The following is a 26952-nucleotide window of genomic DNA, read 5'->3' as shown; positions in this document are numbered from 1 at the left end:
CTTTGCCGTGCCGACCCGTTCCTGACGAGTCGTCAGTTCAGTAATCTGACAATGCGTCAGTTTTGTTGGCTGTCTCACAGGAGCGGGCGGAACGATGCTTGGATCAACCCACGGCACCCTCACCACCGACTCCCGCCGGGCCCGGGTCATCGCCTGCGGTGAGCAGCGGCCCGGCCCGGCCGTCCACGGCCGTACCGACGATCCGGCCGATCTCGACGTCAGCGGACGTCCGCTGTACGCGGACGTGCCCGACCTCGCGCGGTTCTTCCGGCCCGAGTCCGTCGCCGTGGTCGGCGCCTCGGACGCCGAGGGCCGGCCGAACACCGGGATCACCCGGCAGCTGCTGGCCTGGGCCGAGCGGGTCGGAGCCCGGGTGCATCCGGTGCATCCGAGCAGGGCCGCCGTGTTCGGCGTCCCGTGCGTGGCCTCGGTCGCCGAGCTGCCCGAACAGGTCGACCTGGCGGTCCTGCTGGTCGCCGACCCGCTCCCCCTGGTCGAGGAACTGGCCGAGGCCAAGGTGCGGTTCGCGGTCGCCTTCGCCTCCGGATTCGCGGAGACCGGCGAGGCGGGCGCCGAGGCCCAGCGGCACCTCGCGGACGCCGTGCGCCGCTCGGGACTGCGGCTGCTCGGCCCGAACACCAACCTCAACGCCTTCGAGCGCTTCCGGGAGGACCTGCCGGGCCCCGCCATCGCGCTGATCACCCAGTCCGGCCACCAGGGCCGGCCCGTCTTCGCCCTCCAGGAACTCGGCGTCCGCCTCTCGCACTGGGCGCCGACCGGCAACGAGGCCGACCTGGAGACCGCGGACTTCGTCTCCTGGTTCGCCGAGCAGCCCGAGGTCGGCGTCATCGCCGCCTACGTGGAGGGGCTGAAGGACGGCCGCGCCTTCCTGCTGGCGGCGGACCGCGCCGCCCGCCGCAAGGTGCCCGTGGTCGCCGTGAAGGTGGGCCGGACCGAGACCGGGGCCCGTACGGCCGCCTCCCACACCGGCAAGCTGACCGGCGCCGACGACGTGGTGGACGCGGCGATGCGGCAGTACGGCGTGATCCGCGTCGACGGCCTGGACGAACTCCAGGACACCGCCGCCCTGCTGGCCCGGGCCCGCACGCCCCGGGCCGACGGGGTCGCCGTCTGCTCCATCTCCGGCGGCACCGGCGCCCACGTGGCCGACCTCGCCACCGCGGCCGGCCTGCGCCTGCCCCGGCTGTCCGAGGCCAAGCAGGCCGAACTGCACCAGTGGATACCCGAGTACCTGAGCGTGGCCAACCCGGTGGACAACGGCGGTCACCCGGTCGGCGACGAGCGCGGCCGGAAGATCATCGACGCGATCCTCGCCGATCCCGCGGTCGGGGTGCTGATCTGCCCCGTCACCGGCCCCTTCCCGCCGCTCAGCGACCGGCTCGTCCGGGACCTGGTCGACGCCGCCGAGGAGACCGACAAGCTGGTGTGCGTGGTGTGGGGCTCACCGGTCGGCACCGAGCCCGCGTACCGCGAGGTCCTGCTCGGCTCCTCCCGCGTGGCCACCTTCCGGACCGTGGGCAACTGCCTGTCCGCCGTCCGTGCGTGGCTGGATCACCACCGCTTCGTGAGCGGCTACCGCTCCCCCTTCGACGACGCCCCGCGCACCCTGTCGCCCTCCTTCCGCAAGGCCGAGGCCCTGATGCAGCCGGGCCGGCAGCTCAGCGAGCACGCGGCCAAGCAGCTGCTGCGCGCCTACGGCATCCGGGTGCCGCGGGAGCAGCTGGTGACCAGTGCGGCGGCCGCCGTCCGCGCCGCCGGGCAGGTCGGCTACCCCGTGGTGATGAAGGCCTCCGGCGCCCAGATCGCCCACAAGACCGAGCTCGGGCTGGTGAAGATCGCACTGACCTCGGCGAGCCAGGTCCGGGACGCCTACCGCGAGCTGACCGACATCGCCCGCTACGAGGGCGTCGCGCTGGACGGCGTGCTGGTGTGCCAGATGGTCGAGCAGGGCGTGGAGATGGTCGTCGGGGTCACGCACGACGAGCTGTTCGGGCCGACGGTGACCGTGGGGCTCGGCGGCGTGCTGGTGGAGGTGCTGCGCGACGCGGCGGTCGGGGTCCCGCCGTTCGGTGAGGAGCAGGCCCGGGACATGCTCGCCGGGCTGCGGGGCCGGGCGCTGCTCGACGGGGTCCGGGGCCGGCCTCCGGCGGACCGGGAGGCGTTGGTGGAAGTGGTCCTGCGGGTGCAGCGCATGGCCCTGGAACTCGGTGACCACATCGCCGAGCTGGACATCAACCCGCTGCTGGTGCTGCCCCGGGGGCAGGGCGCGGTGGCGCTGGACGCGCTGGTGGTGTGCCGGTGACCGGGGTCGCCCACGAGGTCCGCGAGCAGGTCTCCCACATCACGCTGACCCGCCCCGAGGCCCTGAACGCGCTCACGCCCGCGATGCGGGACCGGCTCGTCGACCTGCTGACGGCGGCCTCCGCGGACCCGGACGTCCGGGCGGTGGTCCTCACCGGCACCGGACGCGGCTTCTGCGCGGGCGCGGACCTGCGCGTCGGTGGGTCCCCCGCCGGCGAACGGATCACCGGGGACGTGTCCCGCACCCTGCGCCTGGGCGCGCAGCGCCTGATCGCCTCGGTGCTGGACTGCGAGAAGCCGGTGCTGGCCGCGGTGAACGGCACGGCGGCCGGGCTCGGCGCGCACCTGGCCCTCGCCTGCGACCTGGTCCTGGCGGCGGAGTCGGCCCGTTTCATCGAGGTGTTCGTCCGCCGCGGCCTGGTCCCGGACGGCGGCGGCGCCTATCTCCTCCCCCGGCTGATCGGCCCGCGGCGGGCGAAGGAGCTGATGTTCCTCGGCGACGCGGTCCCGGCCGCGGAGGCGGAGCGGCTCGGCCTCGTCAACCGGGTCGTCCCGGACGGCGACCTGGAGAAGACGGCACGCGAGTGGGCGGCCCGCCTGGCCGCGGGTCCCACCCGGACCCTGGCCCTGACCAAGGCCCTGGTGAACGCGTCCCTCGACACCGACCGCACCACCGCCTTCGCCGCGGAGGCCACCGCCCAGGAACTCAACCTGACCACCCGGGACGCCGTCGAGGGCCTCGAGGCCTTCGCGGAACGCCGGGCAGCGAAGTTCCGGGGGCGCTGACCCCCCGCCCCGGCCCGCTCCCGGCCTTCCTTTCTGACGTTCCGTCAGCTTCAATGGAGGGATGATGGGACACGCAGGGGCGGCGGCCGCCGCCGTCCGGTATCTGGGGCCCAGGTCCGTAGAGGCGCTGCCGCGGCCGGAGTTGCGGTGTGTGCGGGAGGACGAGCGGGCGCCCGTGGATCCGGGCGAGTTCCGGCGGGTGCTGGGGGCCTTCGCGTCCGGCGTCACGGTGATCACCGCGCCGGCCGGGGACGGCTCCGGGGGCCCCGCCGGGTTCGCCTGCCAGTCCTTCTCCTCCCTCTCCCTCGAACCGCCCCTCGTCTGCTTCATGGTGGGCCGTTCGTCCACGACCTGGCCGCGCATCGCCCGCGCCGGCGTCTTCTGCGTCAACGTGCTCGGCGCCGGCCAGGAGGAGCTGTGCCGCGGCTTCGCGGTGAGCGGCGCGGACAAGTTCGCGGGGGTGGCGTACGACACCGCGCCCGTCTCCGGCGCCCCCCGGCTCGCCGGCGTGGCCGCCTGGATCGACTGCACCGTGCACGCCGTGCACACCGGGGGCGACCACCTGATCGTCGTGGGCCGGGTGGACGCCCTCGGGGCAAAGGGGCCGGGCGATCCGCTGCTCTTCCACCGGGGCCGGTTCGCCCGGCTGGACGGCGGCTGAGGCACCGGCCTCCGTCAGACCGCGGCGGGCAGCCGCGGCGCCGGGGTGCGGCGGATCACCAGGGACATCAGGGCCGCCGCCGCGCACAGGGTGCCGGAGGCGTACCAGACCAGGTCGTAGGAGCCGAAGACGTCACGGGCGACGCCGCCGAGGAAGGCGACGAGCGCCGCTCCCACCTGGTGGGAGGCGAGGACCCAGCCGAAGACGATGGCGCTGTCCTCGCCGAACCGCTCACGGCACAGGGCGAGGGTGGGCGGCACGGTGGCCACCCAGTCGAGGCCGTAGAAGACGATGAAGAAGAGCATCGGCGGATGCACGGCCGGGCCCAGCAGCATCGGCAGGAACACCAGGGAGAGGCCGCGCAGGGCGTAGTAGACGGCGAGCAGCCGGCGCGCTTCGTAGCGGTCGGTGAACCAGCCGGAGGCGATCGTGCCGACCACGTCGAACACCCCGATGACCGCGAGCAGCGAGGCCGCCGTCGTGATGGGCATGCCGTGGTCGTGTTCCGCGGGCACGAAGTGGGTCTGCACCAGGCCGTTGGTGGACGCCCCGCAGATCGCGAACGTGCCGGCGAGCAGCCAGAAGGTGCCGGTGCGCATGGCGCCGGACAGGACCGAGACCGTACGGCGGGCCGCCCCGGTGACCGGAGCCGGCTTGGGCACGAACTCCGCGGCGCCGTACGGCTTCAGGCCGACGTCGGCCGGATGGTCGCGCAGCAGCAGCCAGACGAAGGGGACGACGGCGAGCGCGGCCAGGGCGACCGTGACGGACGCGGGGCGCCAGCCGTGGCGGTCGACGATCCAGGACAGCAGCGGCAGGAAGATCAGCTGCCCGGAGGCGGAGGCGGCGGTGAGGATGCCGCTGACCAGTCCGCGCCGCTCGGTGAACCAGCGGTTGGTGACGGTCGCCGCGAAGGCGAGGGCCATCGCGCCGGTGCCGAGTCCGACCATCAGGCCCCAGCACAGCAGCAGCTGCCAGGCCGCCGTCATCCACACGGTCAGGCCCGAGCCGGCCGCGATCACGCACAGCGCGACGGCGACGACCCGGCGGATGCCGAAGCGGTCCATCAGCGCGGCGGCGAAGGGGGCGCTGAGGCCGTACAGCGCGAGGTTGACGGAGACGGCCGCGCCGATCGTGCCGCGCGACCAGCCGAAATCCTCGTTCAGCGGGTCGATGAGCAGACCGGGCAGGGAGCGGAAGGCGGCCGCGCCGATGATCGTGACGAAGGTGACGGCGGCGACGGTCCAGGCGCGGTGCACGCGGCTGGGCCGCCCGGCGGGCGGGACCTCGACGGGGGCTGCGGCTGGGCTTGTCTGAGTCACGTCATAGAGCTTCCGGTCCGCGGCCCCGCGCAACGAGTGGCCCGAAGGACAGTGTTCGCTAGGATCGGGCCATGACTGCCGACGAGGAGTTCCGTCCGCACCGGGTCGCCGTCCTCGCCCTGGACGGGCTGCTGCCCTTCGAGCTGGGCATCCCGCACCGCATCTTCGGCCGTCCCACGGACGGCCGGGGGCGGCTCCTGTACGACGTCGTGACGTGCTCGGTACGGCCGCCCGGCCCGGTGGAGACCGACGCCGACTTCGCCGTGCACGTCCCCCACGGCCCCGAGGCCCTGGCGAGCGCCGACACGGTGATCGTCCCGGCCTCCTACGAACTGGGCCCGGTCTTCGAGGAGGGCCGGCTGACCGACGAGCTGGCCGCGGCCCTGGCCCGCATCCGTCCCGGCACCCGGCTCGCCTCCATCTGCACCGGCGGGTACGTCCTCGCGGCCGCCGGCCACCTCGACGGCCGCCCGGCGACCACGCACTGGGCCGACGCCGAGCGCTTCCAGCGGCTGTTCCCGAAGGTCAGGGTCGACGCCGACGTGCTGTTCGTCGACGACGGGGACGTGCTGACCTCGGCCGGGGTGGCCGCCGGCATCGACCTGTGCCTGCACATGGTGCGCCGCGACTTCGGCACGGCCGTCGCCAACGACGTGGCCCGCCGCACGGTCGTACCGCCGCACCGCGACGGCGGCCAGGCGCAGTACATCGAGCGCCCGGTGCCCGACCCGGGGCTGTCGACCACGACCGCGGCCCGCGCCTGGGCGCTGGGCCGCCTCCACGAGCCGATCCAGCTGCGCGACATGGCCGGGCAGGAGTCGATGTCGGTCCGCACCTTCACCCGCCGGTTCCGCGAGGAGGTGGGCGTCAGCCCCGGCCAGTGGCTCACCCGGCAGCGGGTGGAGCGCGCCCGCCATCTGCTGGAGTCCACCGAGCTGTCCATGGACCAGGTGGCCCGCGAGGCCGGGTTCGGCACGGCCCAGTCGATGCGCCAGCACCTCCAGCAGGCCCTGGGGGTGACCCCGACGGCCTACCGGCGCACGTTCCGGACGGCGGTGCACGCGGTCTAGGACGTGACCGGCCGGGCGCCCGGGGCGGGCCGGGAAACGGCCTGGAACGTGAGCACCGCCCGTGCCACCCGCCCCGCCTCCGCGTCGGCGCGGGCCTTCTCGAAATCCTCCACCGGGTAGGTCGCCGTCACCAGTTCGTCGAGCAGCAGGCGGCCCTCGCGGTACAGATCGGCGTAGAGGGCGATGTCCCGCTGGGGACGCGAGGAGCCGTAGCGGCAGCCCAGCACGGACTTGTCCAGGTAGAGCGAGGACACGAGGAAGGACGCCTCGGCCGTCGCCGGCGGCACACCGAGGAGGACCGCCTGGCCGTGCCGGTCGAGGAGGTCGATGGCGGCGCGGATCAGCTCCACCCGGCCGACGCACTCGAAGGCGTGGTCGGCACCCGTCGGCAGGAGGTCGCGGACCCCCGCCACGGACGTCAGGAAGTCGGTCGCGCCGAACCGCCGGGCCGCCTCCTCCTTGGCCGGGTTGGCGTCCACGGCCACGATCCGCAGGGCGCCCGCCAGCCGCGCGCCCTGCAGCACGTTGAGCCCGATCCCCCCCGTGCCGATGACCACGACGCTGTCCCCCCGGTCCACCCGGGCCCGGTTCAGCACCGCGCCCACCCCCGTGAGCACCCCGCACCCGATCAGCGCGGCCGAAGCGAGCGGGATGTCCTTCGGGATCCGCACCGCCTGCACGGCCTTGACGACCGTGCGCTCGGCGAAGGCCGAGTTGGACGCGAACTGGTACACCGGGTCCGCGCCCCGGGAGAACGGCCTTCCCGGGCGCCCGATCGCCTGCCGGCACATCGTCGGCCGGCCCCGGTCGCACTCCGCGCACGTCCCGCAGTTGGCGAGCGTGGACAGCGCCACGTGGTCACCGGGCACGACGTGCGTGACCCCGGCACCGACCGCCTCGACCACCCCCGCGCCCTCGTGGCCCAGCACCACGGGCACCGGGAAGGGGATGGTGCCGTCCACCACGGACAGGTCGCTGTGGCACAGCCCCGCCGCCGAGACCGCCACCAGCACCTCACCGGGCCCCGGCTCGCGCACCGCCAGGTCGTCGACCACGCGGACCCCACTGCCGTCGAACACCACACCACGCATCACACGGCCCCCTTGGGCTCTCTGGGCAGACCGAGCACCCGCTCGGCGATGATCGTGCGCTGGACCTGGTCCGAGCCGCCGTAGATGGTGTCGGCCCGGGAGAAGAGGAACAGGTGCTGGGCCGCGTCGAGTTCGTACGGCGCGGCCGGCGACCACGCGGTGGGGCCCGCCGCCGCCGTCGCCCCCCTGACCCCTACGGCCAGCTCCCCGAGCCGCTGGTGCCAGGTGGCCCACAGCAGCTTGGCGACGCTGGGCGCGCCCGGATCGCCGGAGCCGCCGAGGGTGCGCAGCGCGTTCCAGCGCATGGTGCGCAGCTCGGCCCACTGCCGTACGAGCCGCTCGCGCAGGACGGGGTCGTCGAGGCCCCCGGTCTCGGCGGCGGTGGCCACGACCTTCGCCAGCTCCTCGGCGAAGCCGATCTGCTGGGCCAGGGTGGACACCCCGCGTTCGAAGCCGAGGAGGCTCATCGCGACCTGCCAGCCCCGCCCCTCCGCCCCGACGACGTGCTCCGCGCGCGCGTGCGCGCCGTCGAAGAAGACCTCGTTGAACTCGCTGGTGCCGGTCATCTGGCGGATGGGCCGCACCTCGACACGGCCCGGCTGGTCCATCGGCACGAGCAGGAAGCTCAGTCCGTGATGGCGGCGGGAGCCGGGGTCGGTGCGGGCGAGCACGAAGCACCACTCGGCCTCGTGGGCGAGGGAGGTCCAGATCTTCTGGCCGGTGATCCGGTAGTGCGGCCCCTCCCGTACGGCAGCGGTACGGACGCCGGCCAGGTCGGAACCGGCGCCGGGTTCGCTGTAGCCCTGGCACCACAGTTCCTCGCCCGCGGCGACCGGGGGCAGGAACCGGGCCTTCTGCTCGTCGGTGCCGTGCACGAGGAGGGTGGGGGCGAGCAGGTTCTCCCCGATGTGCCCGGAGCGCGGCGGCGCGCCCGACCGGGCGTACTCCTCGGCCCAGGCGACCTGCTGGGTGAGCGTGGCGGCACGGTTGCCGTACCCCTGCTCGGGCCAGCCGAGCCCGATCCAGCCGGCCTTGCCGAGCGTCCGCTCCCAGGTCCGCCGGTCCGTGCCGGCGCCGGCGTGGGCGGCGAGCCAGTCCCGGACCTCGGCGCGGAACGTCTCGTCTTCCTGACTGAACCCGAAATCCATCTGGACCGCCTTGAGTCGAGTGTCCGGAGCTGGATGGCCGCGAGCGCGCCGGGCGCTAGGCGTTCGGCCGGGTACCGCTGCGCGCCGCCTGCTCCATCGCGGCCACCCGCGCGAGCATCGGCATCGGGTCCACGCCCACGGAGCCGGGCAGGAACTGCGCGATCCGCTCGGGCGTCCATCCGCCGGAGGCGAACGCGGCCCGCAGCTCGCGCGGCTGGGCCCACACCGCGATCTTCGGTCCGGCGATCGTGTACACCTGCCCGGTGACGCCCTGCTCCTTCGCGCCGTCGGACAGCAGGTAGACCACGAGCGCGGCGACGTCCTCCGGCTCGCCGATCTCCGCCAGCTCCGTCGGCACGTTCGCCGACATCCTCGTACGCGCCACCGGGGCCACCGCGTTGGCGGTCACCCCGTACTTGTGCAGGCCCAGCGCGGCGCTGCGGACCAGCGAGATGATCCCGCCCTTGGCCGCGCTGTAGTTGGCCTGGGAGACCGAGCCCTGGTGGTTCCCGCTGGTGAAACCGATGAGCGTGCCGGACTTCTGGGCGCGCATCACGGCGGAGGCGGCCCGGAAGACGGTGAACGTGCCCTTGAGGTGGGTGGCGACGACGGGGTCCCACTCCTCCTCGGTCATGTTGAACAGCATCCGCTCGCGCAGGATGCCGGCCACGCAGACGACCCCGTCGAGACGGCCGTAGGAGGCCAGGGCCGTGTCCACGACCCGCTGCCCGCCGGCCATGGTGGCGATGTCGTCGGCGACCGCGACCGCCGCGCCGCCCGCCGCCTCGATCTCCTTGACGACGGCCGCGGCGACCTCGCTCGCCGGTGCGGTGCCGTCGGCGGCGACCCCGTAGTCGTTGACGACGACCTTCGCGCCCTCGGCCGCGGCGGCCAGGGCGACGGCACGCCCGATCCCGCGTCCGGCGCCGGTCACGGCGACCACCTTGCCTGCCAAGAAGTTCCCCACGTCCGGCCCCTTCCCGCGGTTTCTGACGGTCCGTTAGATTTTATGGCGCGTCGGACGCGCGGACACAAGCCCCGGGGAGGCACCGGATGGCACTGCCGGAGGAGTTCCACGAGATCGCCGAGCGGGTGAACAACTGGGGGCGCTGGGGCGCCGGCGACGAGATCGGCACGCTGAACCTCATCACCGACGAGGTGGTGCGGCAGGCCGCCGCCGGAGTGCGCAGCGGCCGTCGCGTCCCGCTCGCGCTGCCGCTGCGGCAGGACGGCGTGCAGACCGGGATGATCCCGGGCCGGGTCAATCCGCTGCACGCCATGGTGCAGACGAACCAGGAGCTGTTCGGGCCGGGGACGGTGGCGTGCAGCGACGACGTCGTGACCATGGGGCTGCAGGCGGGCACCCACTGGGACGCGCTCCCGCACGTCTCGCACTCCGGGCGGATCTACAACGGCCGTCCGGCGCACACGGTCAGCGCGCACGCCGGTGCCGAGTTCGGCGGCATCGACAAGGCGCGGCACGTCGTCTCGCGCGGGGTGCTGCTGGACGTGGCCCGCGCGCGGGGCGTGGACCGGCTGGCGGGGGATCACGCGGTCACGCCGGAGGACCTGGCGGCGGCGGAGGAGTTCGGCGCCGTCCGCGTCCGGGCCGGTGACATCGTGCTCGTCCGCACCGGACAGGTGCAGGTGTACCTGGCCGGGGACAAGCACGGATACGGCTATCCGTCGCCGGGTCTTTCGGTGCGCTGCCCGGAGTGGTTCCACGCGCGCGACGTGGCGGCCGTCGCGAACGACACGCTCACTTTTGAAATCTTTCCTCCCGAGATCGACAATCTCTGGTTGCCGGTGCACGCCCTGGACCTGGTGGAGATGGGGATGCTCCAGGGACAGAACTGGAATCTCGAAGAGTTGTCCACAGCCTGTGGAGAAGAGCGGCGGTACGCGTTCCTGCTGTCGGCGATGCCCGAGCCGTTCGTGGGCGCGACGGGGACCCCGGTGGCCCCGGTGGCGATCCTCTGAGCGTGAGAGTGCGAGTGCGGGTGAGGGTGCGGGGCTCGGCGCCGGGACACCGGCGTCCGCGGACGTCCCGCGACCGGCCCGGCCGGCGGCGTGTCTCCCCGGAGTCGCGCGCACGCCGCCGGCCGGTGCGACCCACACTCGGCGAGGACCACCCTGCTGCGGCCCTCGCCGTCCCCTCGCGGCGAATCGACGCCCACCAGCGTGATCAGTCGGCCAGGGGCAGTCAACGCCGGAACGGCGATTTGCCGCCTACGCCCGGTTCACGAGACCCGCGCACGGGTGCACCCCCGGCGCATCCCGGCGCCGGAGGGCTACACGGCTTCGAAGGCGAGGTCCTCGTAGGCGGCCAGGCCGCCCCCGTACGCCATCGCCGCGCTCCGCCGAGGGCCCGAACAGCGGTCCAGTTCGCACCAGATGCTCTTGCCGGCACCGTCCGGGTTCCAGCCCCAGCGGTCGGCCAGGCAGTCCACGAGCGCCAGGCCCCGGCCGCCGGTCGCGTCGTCGGCGGCGCACCGCGGCACGGGGGCGCGGGAGCTGCTGTCGGCCACCTCCACCCGGACCGTGGCCGAGGGCGCCGCCTCCGCCACGGGGACCGGCAGGCAGAGGCGCAGCACGGCCGGACGGCCGGTGTGCACCACGGCGTTGGTCACCAGCTCGGAGACGAGCAGGATCAGGGTCTCGGCCAACGGCTCGTCGACCCCTATGCCCGACCCGGCGAGTCGCGAGCGGGCCCACCTCCTGGCCCGTCCCACCTCCGCGGGGTCGGGCCGGATCTCCAGCTGCACTTCAAGCACCTGCACCGCTCACACCATCCGAACCGGCGGACACATGAACCGACGCCGGCCGGACGCCGCGGTGCGAACCGCGGCGATCGGCACGACGAGGGCCACGATCGTAGCCATTTTCTGCATGGCCAGGACAACGGGCCAGAGCAAGGGTCACGGACCGTGATTCCCTTACAAGACAGCATGGTTGACGTACAGTCACCCCAACAAGCGCTTCGGGCATATTCCAGCGCGAAGGAGTACGCGTAGGGCATACTGTGCGACGCTCGTGCCGGGGAGTCGAACAGGCGGGGACCGGCACTCCGACCGCCCCGTGAACAGCGGCGCGCACCGCGCTGACCGGCACCACCCCAGGGGCACCGCCGGCACGGCTCGTGCTCGCAGCCACTCGCATCCCACACAAGGTACCCGAGCGGACAGCCGACTCCGGGACGTGACGAGTCCCGGGAAGGACACAACCCGGTATCGACGCTCAGTGATTCCACGGCGCCACGATCCGCGACATCTTGGGCCAAGGCTTCGTCAGGTGGGGCGGCCCGGGGCGCCGTCGCCCGCTCAGGTCCCGAGCCGCGCCGCGAGGAGTTCCTCGCTCCAGGTGCTCCCGCCGCAGCGACGGGCCCGCACCCAGGCCCGCTTCAGGTGCAGGTGGACGTCCGCCTCCCAGGTGAACCCCATGCCGCCGTGCACCTGGAGACAGTCCCGGGCCCCGCGGACGGCGGCCTCGTCGGCGAGCAGCCGGGCGGCGGCGATGTCGGCGGGATCGGCGGTCACCGCGGCCGCGTAGACGGCCGCACGCGCGGTCTCGGCCCGCACCAGGAGGTCCGCGCACAGGTGCTGGACGGCCTGGAAGGCCCCGACCGGCCGTCCGAACTGCTCTCGCGTCCGGGCGTGTTGCACCGCCAGCTCGCACACCTGTGTGGCGGTGCCCAGTTGCTCGGCCGCGGTGAGGAGGGCGGCCAGCGGATCCGGGGCCCCGGCGGCGGGCGCGCTGCCGCCGTCCGCGGGCAGCCGGTGCAGCGGGGTGAGCGGGTCGACCGAGCGCATCGGGACGGCACCGGCGACCTCCCCCCGTACGACGTCGGCCGCCTCCAGCCACTCCACCAGCACCCCGTCCACGGCGGCCACGACCGTCTCCCCGGTGGCCGCGCCGGGCACCGTGCCGGCCGCGAGGTGCGTGGCCACGAGCGGCCCGGGCAGCAGGGCGCGCCCCGCCTCCTCGAAGGCCAGCACCGCCTCGGGCAGGCCCGCCCCGGCCCCGCCGTCCGCCTCCGGCAGCCGCAGCGCGAAGAAGCCCGCCCGCCCCAGTGCCCGCCACAGCCCCCGGTCGACGCGGCCCGGCGCGTCGACGGCCGCGCGCAGTTCGTCCCGCCCGAAGTGCCGTCCCAGCATCTCCCGTACGCCCGTCCGCAGCGCGCGCTGGTCGTCGGTGAGTCGGAAGCGCACGCTCATCTCCCCCTGGGCAGGCCGAGGATGCGCTCGGCGACGATGTTGCGCTGGATCTGCGAGGTGCCGGCGGCGATGGTGTACGACAGCGCGGAGAGCCGGTCGAGGACCCACGGCCGGTCCAGGTCGAGGCAGCCCGGGCCGAGCACGTCGGCGGCGGTGTCGTACAGGTCCTGCCGGGCGTGCGAGTACCGGAGCTTGAAGACCGAGCCGCCGACGCCCGGCACCCCGCCGCCGGCCTCCGCCTCGCTCACGTTCCACTGGGTCAGCCGCCACAGCGCCCGGAACTCCGCGTCGAGCCGTCCGAGCCGCCGGCGCAGCGCCGGGTCGTCCCACGTGCCGTTGCGCCGGGCCTCGCGGGCGAGTCCGCCGAGGACACGGCGGCAGGCGACGACCTCCCCGACGAAGGCGGTGCCGCGCTCGAAGGAGAGGGTCACCATGGTCACGCGCCAGCCGTCGTTCTCGGCGCCCACCCGGTGGGCGGCGGGCACCCGCACCTCGTCGAGGAACACCTCGGCGAACTCCGCCGACCCGGCGAGCGTGCGCAGCGGCCGCACGGTGACGCCCTCGGCGTCCATGGGCAGGGCGAGCCAGGTGATGCCCCGGTGGCGGGGCGCGTCCGGGTCGGTGCGCACCAGCAGTTCGCACCAGTCGGCGACCTCGGCGTGCGAGGTCCAGATCTTGGACCCGGTCACCACGTAGTGGTCGCCATCGCGCCGTGCCCGGGTGCGCAGCGCGGCGAGGTCGGACCCGGCGCCCGGTTCGCTGAACCCCTGGCACCACACCTCCTCCCCGCGCAGGATCGGCGGCAGCCAGCGCTCCCGTTGCGCGGGTGTGCCCTCGGCGGCGATGGTCGGGCCCGCGTGCAGCAGTCCGACGAACCCGGCGCCGACGTAGGGGGCGCCGGCCCGCTCGGTCTCCTCCAGGAAGATCAGCCGGGTGGTCGGGGAGGCGTCCCAGTGGACGTCGGCGTACCCGGCGTCGTACAGCATCCGCTGCCAGCCGAGGTCGTAGGCGCGGCGGCCGGGCCAGTCGTCGGGCGGGGGCGCGGCCGGCAGGGTGGGCAGCACCTTGGTGAGCCATTGCCGCAGCCGGGCCCGGAACTCCTCCTCCTCGGGCGTGCAGGAGAGGTCCATCAGCGGTCGAGGTCCAGGCCGAGCATGCGGATGGCGTTGCCCCGCATCAGCTTGTGGACGGTCTCGTCGTCGAGGCCCTTCACATGGTCGAGGGCGACCTCCTTGGTGTGCGGGAAGGTCGAGTCGACGTGCGGGTAGTCGGTCTCGAAGGTGGCGTTGTCCCGGCCGACGGCGTCGATCGAGGCGACGCCGTGCTTGTCGCGGAAGAAGCAGCAGTAGATCTGCCGGTAGTAGTACGTCGACGGCGGCTCGGGGACCAGATCGCGCACCCCGCCCCAGGCGCGGTGCTCCTCCCACACGTCGTCGGCGCGCTCCAGGGCGTACGGGACCCAGCCCATCTGCCCTTCCGAGTAGGCGAGGGTGAGCCGCGGGAACTTCACCAGGACCCCGCTGAAGAGGTAGTCCATCATCGAGGCCATCGCGTTGTTGAAGCTGAGCGAGGCCTGCACGGCGGGCGGCGCGTCCGGGGAGGCGGCGGGCATCTGCGAGCTGCTGCCGATGTGCATGTTGACGACCGTGCCGGTGTCCTGGCAGACGGCGAAGAAGGGGTCCCAGTACCCGGAGTGGATGGACGGCAGTCCGAGGTGGGTGGGGATCTCGGAGAAGGTGACGGCCCGCACCCCGCGCGCGGCGTTGCGCCGGATCTCGGCGACGGCCAGGTCCACGTCCCACAGCGGGATCAGGCACAGCGGGATGAGCCGGCCGCCGCTGTCCCCGCACCACTCCTCCACCATCCAGTCGTTGTAGGCGCGGACGCAGGCGAGGGCGACCTCCTTGTCGTGCGCCTCGGCGAAGGTCTGGCCGCAGAAGCGCGGGAAGGTCGGGAAGCAGAGGCTGGCCTCGACGTGGTTGAGGTCCATGTCCGCGAGGCGCGCCTTCGGGTCCCAGCAGCCGCGCCGCATCTGCTCGCGGGTGATGCCCTCCAGGGTCATCTCGTCGCGGTCGAAGCCGACGGCGGCGATGTTGCGCTTGTACGGGAACTTCAGGTCCTCGTAGATCCACCAGTCCGTCTGCTGGCCCTCGGGGTCCATGGTGATCCGGTACTTCCCGCCGACGTAGGCCAGCTCCCCGATCCCGGCGGTCAGCGGCCTGGGGCCGCGGTCGCGGTACCGGGCGGGCAGCCAGGTCTCGAAGAGGTGGGCGGGCTCGATCACGTGGTCGTCGACGCTGATGATGCGGGGCAGTTCGGTCGCCATGGGTCCCCTCCGCCGGACGGTACTTATCTGATGGTCCGTCAGATAGCATGGTACCTGACGAGTCGTCAGCCAAGGAGGGGGCAGACGTGAACGAGACCCCGCACTCCCTGAGTTCCGCCCGCACGCTGTGGGACCTGGTCGTCCGCCGTGCCGTCCTCACCCCCGGCCTCCCCGTTCTCCTCCAGGGCGAGCGCCGGCTGACCTTCGGCGAGCTGCGCAGGCGCGCCGAGCGCGTCGCGGCGGGCCTGTACGGGATGGGCGTGCGGCCCGGCACGGTGGTCGCCTGGCAGCTGCCCACCCGGATCGAGACCGCCCTGCTCTCCTTCGCGCTGGCCCGGCTCGGCGCGGTGCAGTCCCCCGTCATCCCCTTCTACCGGGACCGCGAGGTCGCCTTCGCGCTGCGCGCGTCACGGGCGGAGTTCTTCGCGGTCCCCGGCGTGTGGCGGGGCCACGACCACACGGAGATGGCCCGGCGGCTGGGCGCCGAGGGGGTCTTCGAGGCGTACGACGACCTGCCCGACGGCGACCCGTCCGTCCTCCCGGCCCCGCCGGCCGACGGCACCTCGGTCCGCTGGATCTACTGGACCTCGGGCACCACCTCCGACCCCAAGGGCGTGCTGCACACCGACCGCTCCCTGATCGCGGGCGGCTCCTGCCTCGCCCACGCGCTGCGGCTGACCGGGGCGGACGTCGGCTCGATGGCCTTCCCCTACGCCCACATAGCCGGCCCCGACTACACGGTGATGCTGCTGCTGTACGGCTTCCCGGCGGTGATGTTCGAGCACTTCGCGCTGCCGGAGGCGCTGGCGGAGTACCGGCGGCACGGTGTGACGGTGGCCGGCGGCTCCACCGCCTTCTACTCCCTGTTCCTCGCCGAGCAGCGCAAGCGGCCGGGCGCGAAGGTGATCCCGTCGCTGCGGCTCCTTGCGGGCGGCGGCGCCCCCAAGCCGCCCGAGCTGTACCACTCGGTGGTCCGCGAGATGGACGTCCAGCTCACCCACGGCTACGGCATGACCGAGGTGCCGATGATCACCATGGGCGACCCGGAGGACACCCCCGAGAACCTCGCCACGACCGAGGGCCGGCCGCCCGCGGGCATGGAGATCCGGATCGTCGACGGCGAGGTGCGGCTGCGCGGCGAGGCCGTCTGCCGGGGCTACCTGGACCCCGCTCAGACCGCGGAGGCCTTCGACGAGGAGGGCTTCCTGCGCACCGGCGACCTGGGGCGGCTGACCGGCTCGGGGCATCTCGTCCTCACCGGCCGGCTGAAGGACGTGATCATCCGCAAGGGCGAGAACATCTCCGCCAAGGAGATCGAGGACCTGCTGGCCGCGCATCCGTCGGTGGGGGACGCGGCGGTGGTCGGCCTGCCGGACGCGGAGCGCGGGGAACTGGTGTGCGCCGTGGTGGAACTCCGCTCCGGCGCGGCCGGGTTGACGCTGCCGGACGTCGTCTCCCATCTGCGGGAGCGGGGCCTGTCCGTGCACAAGCTGCCGGAGCGGCTGGAGGTGGTGGCCGCCCTGCCGCGCAACGACACCCTGCGCAAGGTGCTCAAGTACCGGCTTCGGGAGCGCTACTCGGGCACCGTGAAGTAGCGGGCGAACGCCGGGATGACGTCCGGCTCGCCGACGCTGCCGTCGCCGTCGGCGTCGAGTCCGGCGGCGGTGGCCCCGGCGACGTCCTCCGGCACACGCAGCACGCGCAGGACGCGCGCGGTGTCCGCGACGGACAGGCGGCCGTCGCCGTCCGTGTCCGCGACCGCGAGCGCGGCGTGCAGGAAGGGGCGGGCGATCTCGCCGAAGCGCTCGGGGTTGTCACGCAGCCGCTTGACCGCGCCCGTGACGAACTCCTCACGGGTGATCCGCTGGTCGCCGTCCCGGTCCGCGATGCCGGCCATGCCCTGCCAGAAGGCCTCCGCACCGGCGTACAGCGCCTGCCCCTTGTCGGAGCGGGCCGTCACGCCGAACTCGGTGAGCAGGGCCTTGGCCGCCGCGCTGAAGTCCTCGCGGTCGATGGTGCCGTTGCCGTCCTGGTCGAAAGTGGCGAACCGGGCGGCGATCCTGCGCTCGTACTCGGTGCTGACCATGTCTGTTCGATCCGCCTTACCTGTCCGTGGGGTGATCTGGCAGGGAGCGTACGACGCGGGGGGCCGTCGGGCGGCGGGAAACCGACGGTTGTGCCAAGACCGGGGGAATTCTGCGACACCAGTGTGGCCTTGTCGGGAAGGCGCCGGTATGTCTCGGGCCGGCCCGCCCCGGGCGGGCGCGGGTCAGGCCGAGAGGGGGCCGGCCTCGTCCGTGGTCGCGGAGTCGAGGTCGGGGTGGACGTCGAAGAGCCGGCGGACGCCGAGCGCGCCGAGGACCCGGTTGACGTGCGAACCGTCGTCGGCGCCCCGGTCCGGCAGGATCAGCCGCAGCCGGCCCTGGCAGGAGCGGAGCAGCCGGCGGGCGGCGACGAGCACGCCGACCCCGCTGGAGTCGCAGAAGAACACGTCGGAGAGGTCCACGACGAGGTCGTGGCTGCCCTCCGCCACGACGTCGTGCACGTGTTGCCGCAGTACCGGCGAGGTCATCAGGTCCAGTTCCCCGGACACCCGGAGCACGGCCCACTCGCCCTGTTCGACGCCGGTCACCTTGAATGTCACGGCAATGCCCCTCCGCTCGCCGGATCTCCCGGAACCGCCCGGAAACGGAAGCAGTTCCTACGCTTCATTTCGCGCAGCTGCCCAGCGGCCGTTCCCTGAAACGCGGAGCGACAAACCGGCAGAGGTCGACAAGGGACTTGTTTCGGTCACTATCGATCCTGTTCGATCGGAGATGCGCACGCTTTGCGTGAAGGTTGTGTGAAGAGGGCACTATCACCTGCGGTGCTTCGGGGGGCGCACATTGACACAAAGGGGCGTGCGTTGTCGGACGTGCCGACTACATTCGAGAGGGCAGCGCAGACACGCTGGACGGGCCGGGACACGGACGACCGGGACACGGACGAGGGGAGGGGACCGCATGGCCGGGAAGGACGCACCACCCCGCTGGGACCGCAAGATGCAGCAGCGGCTCGCCCGCGGTGAGGCGGCGGCCCTCGGCGAGCTGTACGACCGGTTCGCCTCGCTCGTGCACAACCTCGCCCACCGCGTCCTCGGCGGCGAGAACGCCGCCGACACCGTCACCCGCGAGGTCTTCGCCCACGTCTGGGAGCACCCGGAGACCTACGACCCCAAGCAGGGCCCACTGCGCTCCTGGATCGCCGCCGTGACCCACCGGCTCGCGGTGCAGCGGCTGCGCGACAGCGAGACCGCCGCGCTCCCCCGCCAGGGCGGGGGCTCCCCGGAGGAACTGGAACTCAAGGTGCGCCGCGCCTCCGTCGCCGCCCGCGCCGACTACATCGTCCACTCCATGCCCGCCCCGCTGCGCGCGGCCCTGGAACTGGCCTACTTCCAGCGGCGCGACTACCGCCAGACCGCCACCGACCTCGGCGTCACCGAGGACGAGGCCCGCCGCCGGCTCCGCCTCGGCCTGCAACTGCTCTCCACCGCGCACGACGCCGGGAAGCCCCCGGGATACGGGGGTGCGGTGTGAGCGGGACGGGACGGTTCGAGGCCCAGGACGAACCCGGCGGGCACGACCGCCGCGACGACCACGACCACTACGAAGGCCGTGACGGCCGCGACGGCTTCGGAGAGGCGGGCCGGCGCGGGGAGCACGAGGGGTTCGAGGCCGCGGGCGGCCGGGGTGAGCGGGAACACACCGGCGACGGCGCGGGCTCCGGCTCGGGCGAGGTGCCGTCCGGACCCGGCGGGCCCGATCCCGCACGGCCCCCGCGCATCCCGATGCCCCGCGCCTCCGTCGAGGACGGCGGGCGCCCGCTGCCCGACCTCGCCGACCTGGGGGACCTCCTGCCCGTGCCGCTCGACCTCTCCCACGACGTCCTGAAATCGCTCCTCGGCGCCTGGGCGCTGGCCGCCTGCTCGGCCGCCGAGACGGCCGCCGTCGAGGTGCACCTGGGCGACTGCGGAAGCTGCGCCGACGAGGCCCGCCGGCTGCGCGAGGCGGTCGGACTGCTGCACCAGCCGGAGAGCCTCGACCTCGATCCGACGCTGCGCACCCGCGTCCTGGAGACCTGCCTCGACCGCCGGCCGCCGCGCATCCCGCTGCCCGAGTGGGCGGCGCCCTACGACGCGGAGACCGCCCGACTGGACGCACTGCTCCAGGACTTCGGGGACGCGGAGTGGCACGCGCCGGTGCGGCTGCGGTGGTTCGAGGCCGACGGCGCCACCAGCCGCCGTACGACCGTCGCCGGCGTGATCGCGCACCTGCTGTCGGTGGACGGGCTGATCGCGGCCGCGATCGGCCTGGAGGACCCACTGGCCGGCATCCCGGCACCGGCTCAGGGCGGCCAGGCCGGCCCGGCCGGGCGGACGGAGGCGTTCTGGCAGGCCTCGCACTTCCCGCCGACCCGCTCCGTGCGGGCGCCCTGGCGGGAGCAGAGCCACGGCCTGGTGCGGACGGTGGCCTTCACCGGCAGCCACGCGGGCGGGCTCGCGGTGTCGTACGGCGACTTCGCACTGCCGCTGCACGACGCGATGCTGGACCGCGCCTTCGAGTGCTGGGTGCACGCGGAGGACATCGCGGAGGCGGTGGACTACCCCTACGAGCCGCCCGCGCCGCGGCACTTGAACAGGATGATCGACCTGGCGGCACGGATGCTGCCGGTCGCGCTCGCGGAGCGGCGGCGGACGGGGCTCTCCACGCCGGGTCCCACCGCCCACCTCGTCCCCGCGGGAACACCGGGGCGCACGCTGCGGCTGGAGATCGAGGGCACCGCGGGCGGCGAGTGGCTGATCCCCCTGGACTCACCGGCCGCGGTGGGCTCGGCGGACCGCGAGGTCGCCCATGTCGCCCTGGACGGCGTCGAGTTCTGCAAGCTGGCGGCCGGCCACCTGTCACCGGAGGAAGCCGCGGCCGGCCAGGACGGCGACCGCCAGGCGATCAGGGACGTGCTGTACGCGGCCGCCGGGCTCAGCAGGATGTAGGGCCGGCCACGGCCCTCTTCCCGGCCACGCGCCCTCTCCCCCGCGTCAGCGGCCGGGGAGGCGTTCGGTGATCTCCTGGAGTGTCCAGGCGTTGCCGTCCGGGTCGGTGAACGACGCGAACGAGCCGTAGCTGGTCCGGTCGGGGTCCGGGCCGGGCACCTGGTGCTTGGTGCCCGCGTGGTGGAAGACTCCGCCCGCGTCGTGGAACACCTCGCTCACGTCGACGCCCTTGCCGGCCAGCTCCGCACGCGCCGCCTCGACGTCCGCGACGACGAGGTGGAGACCCTCGACGGACCCCGGCGCGGCCGCGCTCACCTCGCTGCCGAAGATCACCGAGCACCCGGACCCCGGCGGTGTCACCTGCACCACCCGGAAGCCGCCGTCACCGGAGACGTCGGCGTCCAGCCGCCATCCCAGGCCCGCGTAGAAGTCCTTGGACCGGTCGACGTCGGCGACGGGGATCACTACGACTTCGAGTTTCATGTCCACGGTGGAGTCCTCCTGCCCGTACGGCAGCTCTGCACGTCACCGGTCGCCACGTGTCCCGCGCTCAGGCGGCGTCGGACCGGCCTGCCATGCGGTGGGCGAGGGAAAAAGACCCCTTCACGATACTGCGCCACCGCGACGGCGCCACTTCGGACGCCGTGCGGTGCGGGCCCGGGGGACGGCCCGGAACCCGGGCCCCCGAACTCCCCGGTGTGTCAGGCGAAGACGACCGTACGGCGGCCGTTGAGCAGGATGCGGCGCTCCGCGTGCCACTTCACCGCCCGCGCCAGCGCCTGGCATTCCACGTCGCGGCCGATGGCCACCAGCTGGTCCGGAGTCACGTCGTGGGCGACGCGCTCCACCTCCTGCTCGATGATCGGGCCCTCGTCGAGGTCGGCCGTGACGTAGTGCGCCGTCGCGCCGATCAGTTTCACGCCCCGCGTGTGGGCCTGGTGGTACGGCTTCGCGCCCTTGAAGCTCGGCAGGAAAGAGTGGTGGATGTTGATGATCCGGCCGCTGAGCTTCTTGCACAGGTCGTCCGAGAGGACCTGCATGTAGCGGGCGAGGACGACCAGTTCGACCTTCTCCTCGCGCACGATCTCCAGCAGCCGCGTCTCGGACTCCGCCTTGGTGTCCTTGGTCACCGGGATGTGGTGGAAGGGGATGTTGTAGGAGCCCACCAGCTCCTCGAAGTCCGTGTGGTTGGAGACCACGCCCACGATCTCCACGGGCAGCGCGCCGATCCGGGCCCGGAACAGCAGGTCGTTCAGGCAGTGCCCGAACTTGCTGACCATCAGGACGATGCGCATCTTCGCGTCGGCCCGGTTGATCTGCCAGTCCATGTGGAAGGAGTCACCGATCGCGGCGAAGCTCGCCCGCAGCTTGTCCACCGTCACGGGCGCGTCGGCCGAGAAGTGCACGCGCATGAAGAACAGACCCGTGTCGTGGTCGCCGAACTGCTGGCTGTCCTCGATGTTGCAGCCGGTCATGAAGAGATAGCTGGACACGGCGTGCACGATGCCCTGCTTGTCCGGGCAGGACAGCGTGAGGACGTACTGATCGGCCGGGGCGGCGCTCGCGGACTGCTCGTTCATGCACTACAGGGTCCCACACCGGCCCCGTACCGGCCGCCGCCGTCCGCCACCCGGACCGCCCGTCCGCTACGCGGACCGGGTGAGGATCCGCAGCACTTCCAGCGTCTTCGGCGCCGTGTCCGGATCGTCGCCGTCGCTCGCCGCCATCCGCACGTGCGCGTCCCGCGCCGCCCGCACGGCCTCCGGCCAGCCGGGGTGCTCCAGGTACGTGGCGACGGGGGCGTCCGGCCCGGCCTGGTGCATGATCCGCAGGACCCGCAGCACGGCGGTGTCGACGAGCGCCGCCTCCTGCGAGTCGCGGAATATGGTGCCGACGTATTTCTCCGCCGACCAGTTGTCCAGCCAGGTGTCCTCCACCAGCCGGTACACGGCGTCGGTGACGTCGCCGTACCCGTCCACACCGGCCAGCCAGACGTCCCGCTGGAACACCGGGTCGGAAAGCATGTGCAGCGCCGAGCGCACGTTGCTGCGCCAGCGCCACCACGGCATGTCGTTCAGGGGCATGCCGCCCATGGTGGGGGAGCGACGGCCGCGACGGGAAGAGTTCTCCGAACCTTGCACGGTCATCGATCGTACGTTCCTCGCCACAGCAGTCCCACCGGCCCCTGCAATTCACCTCGATGTCACTTTTCGTTGACTGAGGGTCACTCTCGGGTTAGTGATGTGAGGGAATCGTGCGTGTCCATGACCGGCAGGCGACGCACTCCTAGTACTTTCCTCCACTCCTTTTCCCGCCCCGGCAGAGCCGGCGCCCTGTACCTGGGCGCGATGGCCCTCTGTGCGTCGTTCACCGCCGGATGCGGGGTCATCCCCGGTGCCACGGGGGGCTCCGGGGATGATCCGGTCAAGGTGATGACCTGGGCGCCGCAGGACACCGACGCCACGAACAAGCCCGGCATGCCCGCCATGGCCCGCGCCTACGCCAAGTGGATCAACGCCCAGGGCGGCCTCAACGGCCGTGAGCTCGAGGTCCTGACCTGCAACGACCACAACGACAGCGTGGGCGCCGCGAAGTGCGCCCGCCGCGCGGCGAAGGAGGACGTCGTCGCGGTCGTCGGGTCCTACAGCCAGTTCGGCGACTCCTACCTCGCCCCGCTGGAGGGCGCCGGCATCCCCTACATAGGCGGCTACGGCGTCACCAACGACGAGTTCACCGGCCCCATGTCGTACCCGGTCAACGGCGGTCAGCCGGCCCTGCTGGCCGGTCTCGGCCGGGCCCTCGCCGGGACGTGCGGCAACGTCTCGCTGGTCCGCCCCGACAGCATCGCGGGCGACGAGCTGCCCACGATGCTCGACTCCGGACTGAAGGCGGGCGGGCACGCGAACGCGGACGACCAGCTGGCCGCCGAGGACGCCACCGAGTACGGCGGCCAGGCCGACCGGGCGCTGCGCGACGCCACGGAGAACGTGCTGAAGAAGGGCTGTGTGGTGCCCGCGCTCGGGGACCGCACCGACACCTTCATGGACTCCTTCCGGCGGGCCCGGGAGGACTTCCCCGACGTGCGCATGGCGACCGTGCTCGGCAGTGTCGACCAGACGGTGATCAACGCCACGGGCGGCGCGTCCAGTCCGTACGAGGGCGCCTACATCACCGGCTGGTACCCGCCCGCGTCGGACGCGCGGTGGGCCCAGATGAAGAACGTGATCAACAAGGAGGCCTTCGGCGACAACCGCATCGACCCCGCGGACGCCGGAGTGCAGACCACCTGGATCGCCTACACGGTGCTCAAGGCCGTCCTGGAGAAGATCGGCGAGGGCGAGGTCAGCGCCGACACGGTGCGCCGCACCCTCAACGACGATCTGCGGGTCTCCACCGGGGGCCTCACCCCGACGCTGCACTGGCCCTATGAGAGCAAGCTCGCCGGGGTCGGCTTCCCCCGGCTGGTCAACGCGAACGTGACCCTTCAGGTGGTCCAGGGCGGCAGGCTGGTCGCGGCCCGCAAGGGCATCGGCGGCAGCAACGGCATCGCCGACATGACGAAGACGCTGGAGAGCGCGGACGTGCAGTGAGGCCCGGCCGGGGCGGGTACGCCCGCCCCGGCCGGGCTCACGGCGCGGGCCTCACAGCTGGGTGGGCTGGCGCTGGGTCAGGCCGTACTTCTGCGCGATGGCGTTCCACAGCGCGGCCGCCTTGGTCTTCTGCGCGCTGGCGGTGCCGCTCTCCCGGTTGCCGGCCGCGGTCTCGCCGGTGGTGCGGGCGTGGCCCTTGTGGCAGCCCTTGTGGCCGCCCTTGACCTGGCCGGCCCAGGCCGCGTAGTGGTTGTCGGCCGCGGCGGACGCCTGCCAGGCCCTGGTCAGGGCCGCGGTCAGCTCGCCGTTGGCGGGCAGCTTGTCCACGGACAGCTTGCCGAGCCGGGTGACCAGGGCGTTGCGCTGCCTGGCCGCGTCGCGCAGGTTGGTGGCGGACTGGTCGAGGTTGGCGCACTGCCGGACGTCGCCCACCGCCTTGATCACCGAGGCGCGGCTGCTGCCGCTGTCGGCGAGCAGCTTGTCCAGCGCGACGGCCTGCTGCCGGGCGGGGTCGGCCGTGGGCGAGGCGGAGCCCCGGGTGGCCGGGGACGCGGCGGCGACCGGCTTGTCGTCGCTGCCCTGGTCCTTGCCGCCCCCGCTGCTGAGCAGCGCGCCGGCGCCCACACCGACGAGGACGATGCCGAGCCCGACGGCGGCGATCAGCGGCGCCCGTGACCGGCCGCTGCGCCGGCCGTCGTCGCCGTCGTCGTGCATCGCCCCGTAGGAGTCCCGTGGCGGGCCGTACGACGACTGCGCCGGGCCCGGGTAGGCGTCCGGCTGCTGGACGCGCGGGAGCTGCTGGGTGGATCCGGCCGGGGCGTCCCCGTGCGCGGGGCCGCCGCGGAAGAGGTTCTCGAACTCGGCGGGCGGCTGCCGGTCGCCGCCCTGCGCCTGGCCGGTGTACGGCGGGATGAACTGCGTGGCGTCCGCGTCGGAGTGCGCGGGCGCCGCCTGCTGCTGCGCGCGGCCCAGATAGCGCGTCTCCTCACCGGCGGACTCCGGCGGCAGCGCCCCCGGCGTCACGGGCGGGATGTACTGGGTCGCCCCGTCGGCCGCGGCGGCCTGCACGGGCGGGATGTACTGCGTCGCCCCGTCGGCGGCGGCCGCCTGCACGGGCGGTAGGTACTGGGTCGCGCCGTCCGCCGCCGGGACCGGCGGGATGTACTGCGTGGCGCCGTCGGCCGTGGGCGGCAGCGGGCCCGCGGCCGGGTACGCCCCGGCGCGGCGGGCGGCAGTGGCGCGGGCGGGGCCTGGTACTGCTGCTGGGGCTGCTGGTACTGCTGCTGGTACGGGTCGGGCGCGCCGTACCCGGGCTGCTGACCGCCGCCGTACTGCGCCTGCCCGTCACCGGCGCCGTGCGCGGGCGCCTGGCCGCCGTACCGCGGCTCCTGGCCGCCGGCGCCGTAGGACGGTGTCCGACCGTCGTAGGGCGCGGCCGGAGCGCCCTCGGGGGCAGCGGACCGGGGCCCGCGGCGGCCGGCGGGTGCGCGCCGGAGGCGTCCCACTGCGGGGCACCCGCCGGGGACCAGCCCTCACCCGGCTGGGGGTCCTGCTGCCCGGGGCCCCAGGAACCGCCCCACGCCTGCCCGCCCGCCGGGGCGGCCGGGCCCGGCGTTCCCGCCGCGCCCGGCAGCAGGGGCTCGCCTCCGTCGGAGGGCAGCACGATGCCTTCGCGCGCGGGCTGCGCCGAGGGCTCCTCGCCCTGTCCACTCTGCGTCACCGGGACTCCTACTAATGGGGGACCTTGTGAATCGTCGGCTCACGCTACCGGGTCCCCCGAGCCGGGTGCCACGCAGCTCAGGACGCGATCTTCTTCCCTGTGACGGCAGTAACAGAACAGGCCCGCGAAGCGCTGGTCAACGGCACCCGGCGCACACCCGGGTGCCGTTTCCCTCACGTTCACGCGATGGCGGACCCGGCGTTCAGGCGGCCTGCTGGAGGTCGAGGCGGGCCCCGAACTCGCGTACCACCGCCTCGTCCCGGAAGGGCTCCAGCCGTTGCTGAAGGTCCTCCAGGTACTCGGCGCCCCGGTTGGAGCGGAGCGTCTCCAGCAGTTCGACGGCCTTCAGGCCGGTGCTGCAGGCCTGTTCGATCTCGCGCTGCTGCACCTGGGCCGTGGCGAGCAGCACGTACCCGATGGCGCGCCGGCGGGCCCGGGACTCGGGATGCCCCGCCAGCGACTGCTCCGCGTACCGGGCCGCCGCCTCGGGCTGTCCCAGGTCGCGGTGGCAGTGCGCCAACTCGTCGGCGAGGTAGGCCTCGTCGAAGTGGGCGATCCACACCGGGTCGTCGCCGCGGGACGCGTCCGCGCCCTCCATCGCGGTCACCGCACGCCCGCCGGCCGCCTGTGCCGCGCGCACGTCGCCGAGGAGGGCGTGCCCCGCGCCTCCGCCGCGTGGAACATCGCCTCCACGCGCGGCGACACGTGCCCGCGCGCGCCCTCCTGCGCCGCCCGCGCCAACTGGGCGATCTCCCGCGGGTTCCCGAGCTGCGCGGCGAGGTGGCTCATGGACGCGGCGAGGACGTAGCCCCCGTAGCCGCGGTCCCCGGCCGCCTGCGCGAGCCGCAGCGACTGGATGTAGTACCGCTGGGCCAGGCCCGGTTGCCCGGTGTCCACGGCCATGTACCCGGCGAGCTCGGTCAACCGGGCGACGGAGGCGAAGAGTTCACGCCCCACCGCCTCCCGGTACGACCCGGCGAGCAGCCCGGAGACGACGCTGTTGAGGTAGTGCACGACGACCGGGCGGACGTGCCCGCTGCCGTACTGGTGGTCGAGGTCGACCAGTGCCTGGGTCATCGACCGGACGGCCGCCACGTCGGCCTGGCCCACCCGCGGGCCCGCCTGCCGGGCCACCTGGGCGTCCGGCGACGAGATCAGCCAGTCGCGGCTGGGCTCGACCAGCGCGGAGGCGGCGACGGACGAGCCGGACAGGAAGTCCCGGCGCCCCACGTCGCTGCGCCACAGCTCGCAGACCTGCTCGATGGCCCCCAGTACCGTCGGCGAGAACTGGAGACCGACCCCCGAGGCGAGGTTCTTGCCGTTGGCCATGCCGATCTCGTCGATCGTGACCGTACGGCCGAGCTTGCGCCCGAGCGCCTCGGCGATGATCGCCGGGGCCCGGCCCCGCGGCTGCTGGCCGCGCAGCCAGCGGGCCACGGACGTCTTGTCGTAGCGCAGGTCGAGACCGTGCTCGGCACCGCACATGTTGACCCGCCGGGCGAGCCCGGCGTTGGAGCACCCCGCTTCCTGGATGAGTGCCTGCAGCCGTTCGTTCGGCTGCCGTGCCACGAGAGGCCTTGCGGCCATGTGCTACCCCCTGCGAACCCCTGGAGCGTGACCGTTCGGGACGATCACTGCCCAGCTGACATACCGTCAATGCGTGACATGTGCGG

At 73.5% G+C, this 26952-nt stretch carries 23 protein-coding genes and 1 pseudogene; 9 read left to right on the top strand and 15 right to left on the bottom strand.

Translation table 11 applies throughout. The features are described 5' to 3' along the window. Nucleotides 1-94 precede the first annotated feature (94 nt). The 3 genes from N8I86_RS21895 (at nt 95) to N8I86_RS21885 (ending at nt 3769) form a co-directional block, all read left to right on the top strand. Nucleotides 95-2323, top strand: coding sequence for an acetate--CoA ligase family protein (locus tag N8I86_RS21895; RefSeq protein WP_263278506.1), 2229 nt, complete (start codon nt 95-97; stop codon nt 2321-2323). Continuing rightward, nucleotides 2314-3108, top strand: a complete 795-nt coding sequence (locus tag N8I86_RS21890) for an enoyl-CoA hydratase/isomerase family protein (RefSeq protein ID WP_263278505.1) — start codon at nt 2314-2316, stop codon at nt 3106-3108. The genes N8I86_RS21895 and N8I86_RS21890 overlap by 10 nt, the downstream gene beginning before the upstream one ends. Nucleotides 3109-3172: 64 nt before the next feature. Next, nucleotides 3173-3769, top strand: a complete 597-nt coding sequence (locus N8I86_RS21885; protein WP_073888294.1) for a flavin reductase family protein — start codon at nt 3173-3175, stop codon at nt 3767-3769. 14 nt (nt 3770-3783) lie between these two features. Here the strand turns inward: N8I86_RS21885 and N8I86_RS21880 are convergent, their stop codons facing one another. Continuing rightward, nucleotides 3784-5091 (bottom strand): MFS transporter, encoded by a 1308-nt coding sequence (locus N8I86_RS21880; protein ID WP_263278504.1) that lies wholly within the window; start codon nt 5089-5091, stop codon nt 3784-3786. 71 nt (nt 5092-5162) lie between these two features. On the opposite strand from N8I86_RS21880, the gene N8I86_RS21875 reads away from it, so the two are divergent. Beyond that, nucleotides 5163-6161, top strand: coding sequence for a GlxA family transcriptional regulator (locus N8I86_RS21875; protein WP_263278503.1), 999 nt, complete (start codon nt 5163-5165; stop codon nt 6159-6161). On the opposite strand, the gene N8I86_RS21870 is transcribed toward N8I86_RS21875, so the two are convergent. Genes N8I86_RS21870 through N8I86_RS21860 form a run of 3 tightly spaced genes read right to left on the bottom strand, consistent with a single transcriptional unit; the run spans nt 6158 to nt 9367 of the window. Next, entirely contained in the window at nt 6158-7252 is a 1095-nt protein-coding gene (locus tag N8I86_RS21870) for a Zn-dependent alcohol dehydrogenase (protein WP_263278502.1), read from the bottom strand. The two genes, N8I86_RS21875 and N8I86_RS21870, sit on opposite strands and share 4 nt — an antisense overlap. After that, nucleotides 7252-8400 (bottom strand): acyl-CoA dehydrogenase family protein, encoded by a 1149-nt coding sequence (locus N8I86_RS21865; protein WP_263278501.1) that lies wholly within the window; start codon nt 8398-8400, stop codon nt 7252-7254. The genes N8I86_RS21870 and N8I86_RS21865 overlap by 1 nt, the downstream gene beginning before the upstream one ends. A 55-nt stretch (nt 8401-8455) precedes the next feature. Then, nucleotides 8456-9367, bottom strand: a complete 912-nt coding sequence (locus N8I86_RS21860; RefSeq protein ID WP_073888285.1) for an SDR family NAD(P)-dependent oxidoreductase — start codon at nt 9365-9367, stop codon at nt 8456-8458. A gap of 86 nt (nt 9368-9453) precedes the next feature. Here N8I86_RS21860 and N8I86_RS21855 point away from each other — a divergent pair, with 86 nt between their 5' ends. Further along, the gene (locus tag N8I86_RS21855; RefSeq protein ID WP_263278500.1) at nt 9454-10380 is read left to right on the top strand and encodes a cyclase family protein; all 927 of its coding nucleotides are present in this window, start codon (nt 9454-9456) and stop codon (nt 10378-10380) included. Between the two features lie 311 nt (nt 10381-10691). Here the strand turns inward: N8I86_RS21855 and N8I86_RS21850 are convergent, their stop codons facing one another. From N8I86_RS21850 to N8I86_RS21835, 4 genes are all read right to left on the bottom strand, one after another. Further along, nucleotides 10692-11165 carry an ATP-binding protein gene (locus tag N8I86_RS21850; protein ID WP_263280137.1) on the bottom strand — a complete coding sequence of 158 codons (474 nt, stop codon included), beginning with the start codon at nt 11163-11165 and terminating at the stop codon, nt 10692-10694. 555 nt (nt 11166-11720) lie between these two features. Beyond that, entirely contained in the window at nt 11721-12608 is an 888-nt protein-coding gene (locus N8I86_RS21845; protein ID WP_073888279.1) for an acyl-CoA dehydrogenase family protein, read from the bottom strand. Between the two features lie 2 nt (nt 12609-12610). Then, the gene (locus N8I86_RS21840) at nt 12611-13744 is read right to left on the bottom strand and encodes an acyl-CoA dehydrogenase family protein (protein WP_263278499.1); all 1134 of its coding nucleotides are present in this window, start codon (nt 13742-13744) and stop codon (nt 12611-12613) included. Beyond that, complete coding sequence (locus N8I86_RS21835) at nt 13744-14940, bottom strand: amidohydrolase family protein (RefSeq protein WP_123437112.1); 1197 nt, start codon at nt 14938-14940, stop codon at nt 13744-13746. Before N8I86_RS21835 ends, N8I86_RS21840 begins: the two co-directional genes overlap by 1 nt. A 47-nt stretch (nt 14941-14987) precedes the next feature. Between N8I86_RS21835 and N8I86_RS21830 the strand changes: the two genes are divergently transcribed. Next, nucleotides 14988-16535, top strand: a complete 1548-nt coding sequence (locus tag N8I86_RS21830; protein WP_404830823.1) for a class I adenylate-forming enzyme family protein — start codon at nt 14988-14990, stop codon at nt 16533-16535. On the opposite strand, the gene N8I86_RS21825 is transcribed toward N8I86_RS21830, so the two are convergent. Together N8I86_RS21825 and N8I86_RS21820 are read right to left on the bottom strand one after the other, a co-directional pair. Then, complete coding sequence (locus N8I86_RS21825; RefSeq protein ID WP_073888272.1) at nt 16514-17026, bottom strand: EF-hand domain-containing protein; 513 nt, start codon at nt 17024-17026, stop codon at nt 16514-16516. The genes N8I86_RS21830 and N8I86_RS21825 overlap by 22 nt on opposite strands. A 183-nt stretch (nt 17027-17209) precedes the next feature. Beyond that, the gene (locus N8I86_RS21820; protein ID WP_073888270.1) at nt 17210-17590 is read right to left on the bottom strand and encodes an STAS domain-containing protein; all 381 of its coding nucleotides are present in this window, start codon (nt 17588-17590) and stop codon (nt 17210-17212) included. 352 nt (nt 17591-17942) lie between these two features. Here N8I86_RS21820 and N8I86_RS21815 point away from each other — a divergent pair, with 352 nt between their 5' ends. Both N8I86_RS21815 and N8I86_RS21810 read left to right on the top strand, forming a co-directional pair. Then, nucleotides 17943-18515, top strand: coding sequence for a sigma-70 family RNA polymerase sigma factor (locus tag N8I86_RS21815; RefSeq protein ID WP_263278497.1), 573 nt, complete (start codon nt 17943-17945; stop codon nt 18513-18515). Next, nucleotides 18512-19969 (top strand): maleylpyruvate isomerase N-terminal domain-containing protein, encoded by a 1458-nt coding sequence (locus N8I86_RS21810; RefSeq protein WP_404830822.1) that lies wholly within the window; start codon nt 18512-18514, stop codon nt 19967-19969. Before N8I86_RS21815 ends, N8I86_RS21810 begins: the two co-directional genes overlap by 4 nt. Before the next feature lie 45 nt (nt 19970-20014). Here N8I86_RS21810 and N8I86_RS21805 read toward each other — a convergent pair whose 3' ends face one another. The 3 genes from N8I86_RS21805 to N8I86_RS21795 form a co-directional block, all read right to left on the bottom strand. After that, on the bottom strand, nt 20015-20458 hold the full coding sequence (locus tag N8I86_RS21805; RefSeq protein ID WP_073888265.1) for a VOC family protein: 444 nt from the start codon (nt 20456-20458) through the stop codon (nt 20015-20017). A gap of 212 nt (nt 20459-20670) precedes the next feature. Beyond that, nucleotides 20671-21549, bottom strand: coding sequence for a formyltetrahydrofolate deformylase (gene purU / locus N8I86_RS21800; protein ID WP_073888263.1), 879 nt, complete (start codon nt 21547-21549; stop codon nt 20671-20673). Between the two features lie 66 nt (nt 21550-21615). Further along, on the bottom strand, nt 21616-22116 hold the full coding sequence (locus N8I86_RS21795; RefSeq protein ID WP_073888261.1) for an SCO4402 family protein: 501 nt from the start codon (nt 22114-22116) through the stop codon (nt 21616-21618). Between the two features lie 117 nt (nt 22117-22233). Between N8I86_RS21795 and N8I86_RS21790 the strand changes: the two genes are divergently transcribed. After that, nucleotides 22234-23559: an ABC transporter substrate-binding protein gene (locus N8I86_RS21790; protein ID WP_198960337.1), complete on the top strand. Its 1326-nt coding sequence runs from the start codon at nt 22234-22236 to the stop codon at nt 23557-23559. A 51-nt stretch (nt 23560-23610) separates the two neighbouring features. Here the strand turns inward: N8I86_RS21790 and N8I86_RS39395 are convergent, their stop codons facing one another. Beyond that, nucleotides 23611-24672: a hypothetical protein gene (locus N8I86_RS39395; protein ID WP_404830821.1), complete on the bottom strand. Its 1062-nt coding sequence runs from the start codon at nt 24670-24672 to the stop codon at nt 23611-23613. Nucleotides 24673-25481: 809 nt separating this feature from the next. After that, nucleotides 25482-26866: pseudogene (locus N8I86_RS21780) on the bottom strand (transcriptional regulator). Between the last annotated feature and the right edge of the window lie 86 nt (nt 26867-26952).

Origin of the sequence: Streptomyces albidicamelliae (assembly GCF_025642175.1) — a bacterium.
Classification (GTDB): Bacteria; Actinomycetota; Actinomycetes; order Streptomycetales; family Streptomycetaceae; genus Streptomyces; species Streptomyces albidocamelliae.
Note: the sequence above shows the minus strand (reverse complement) of the source record. Positions and strands in the feature narration are given on the sequence as shown.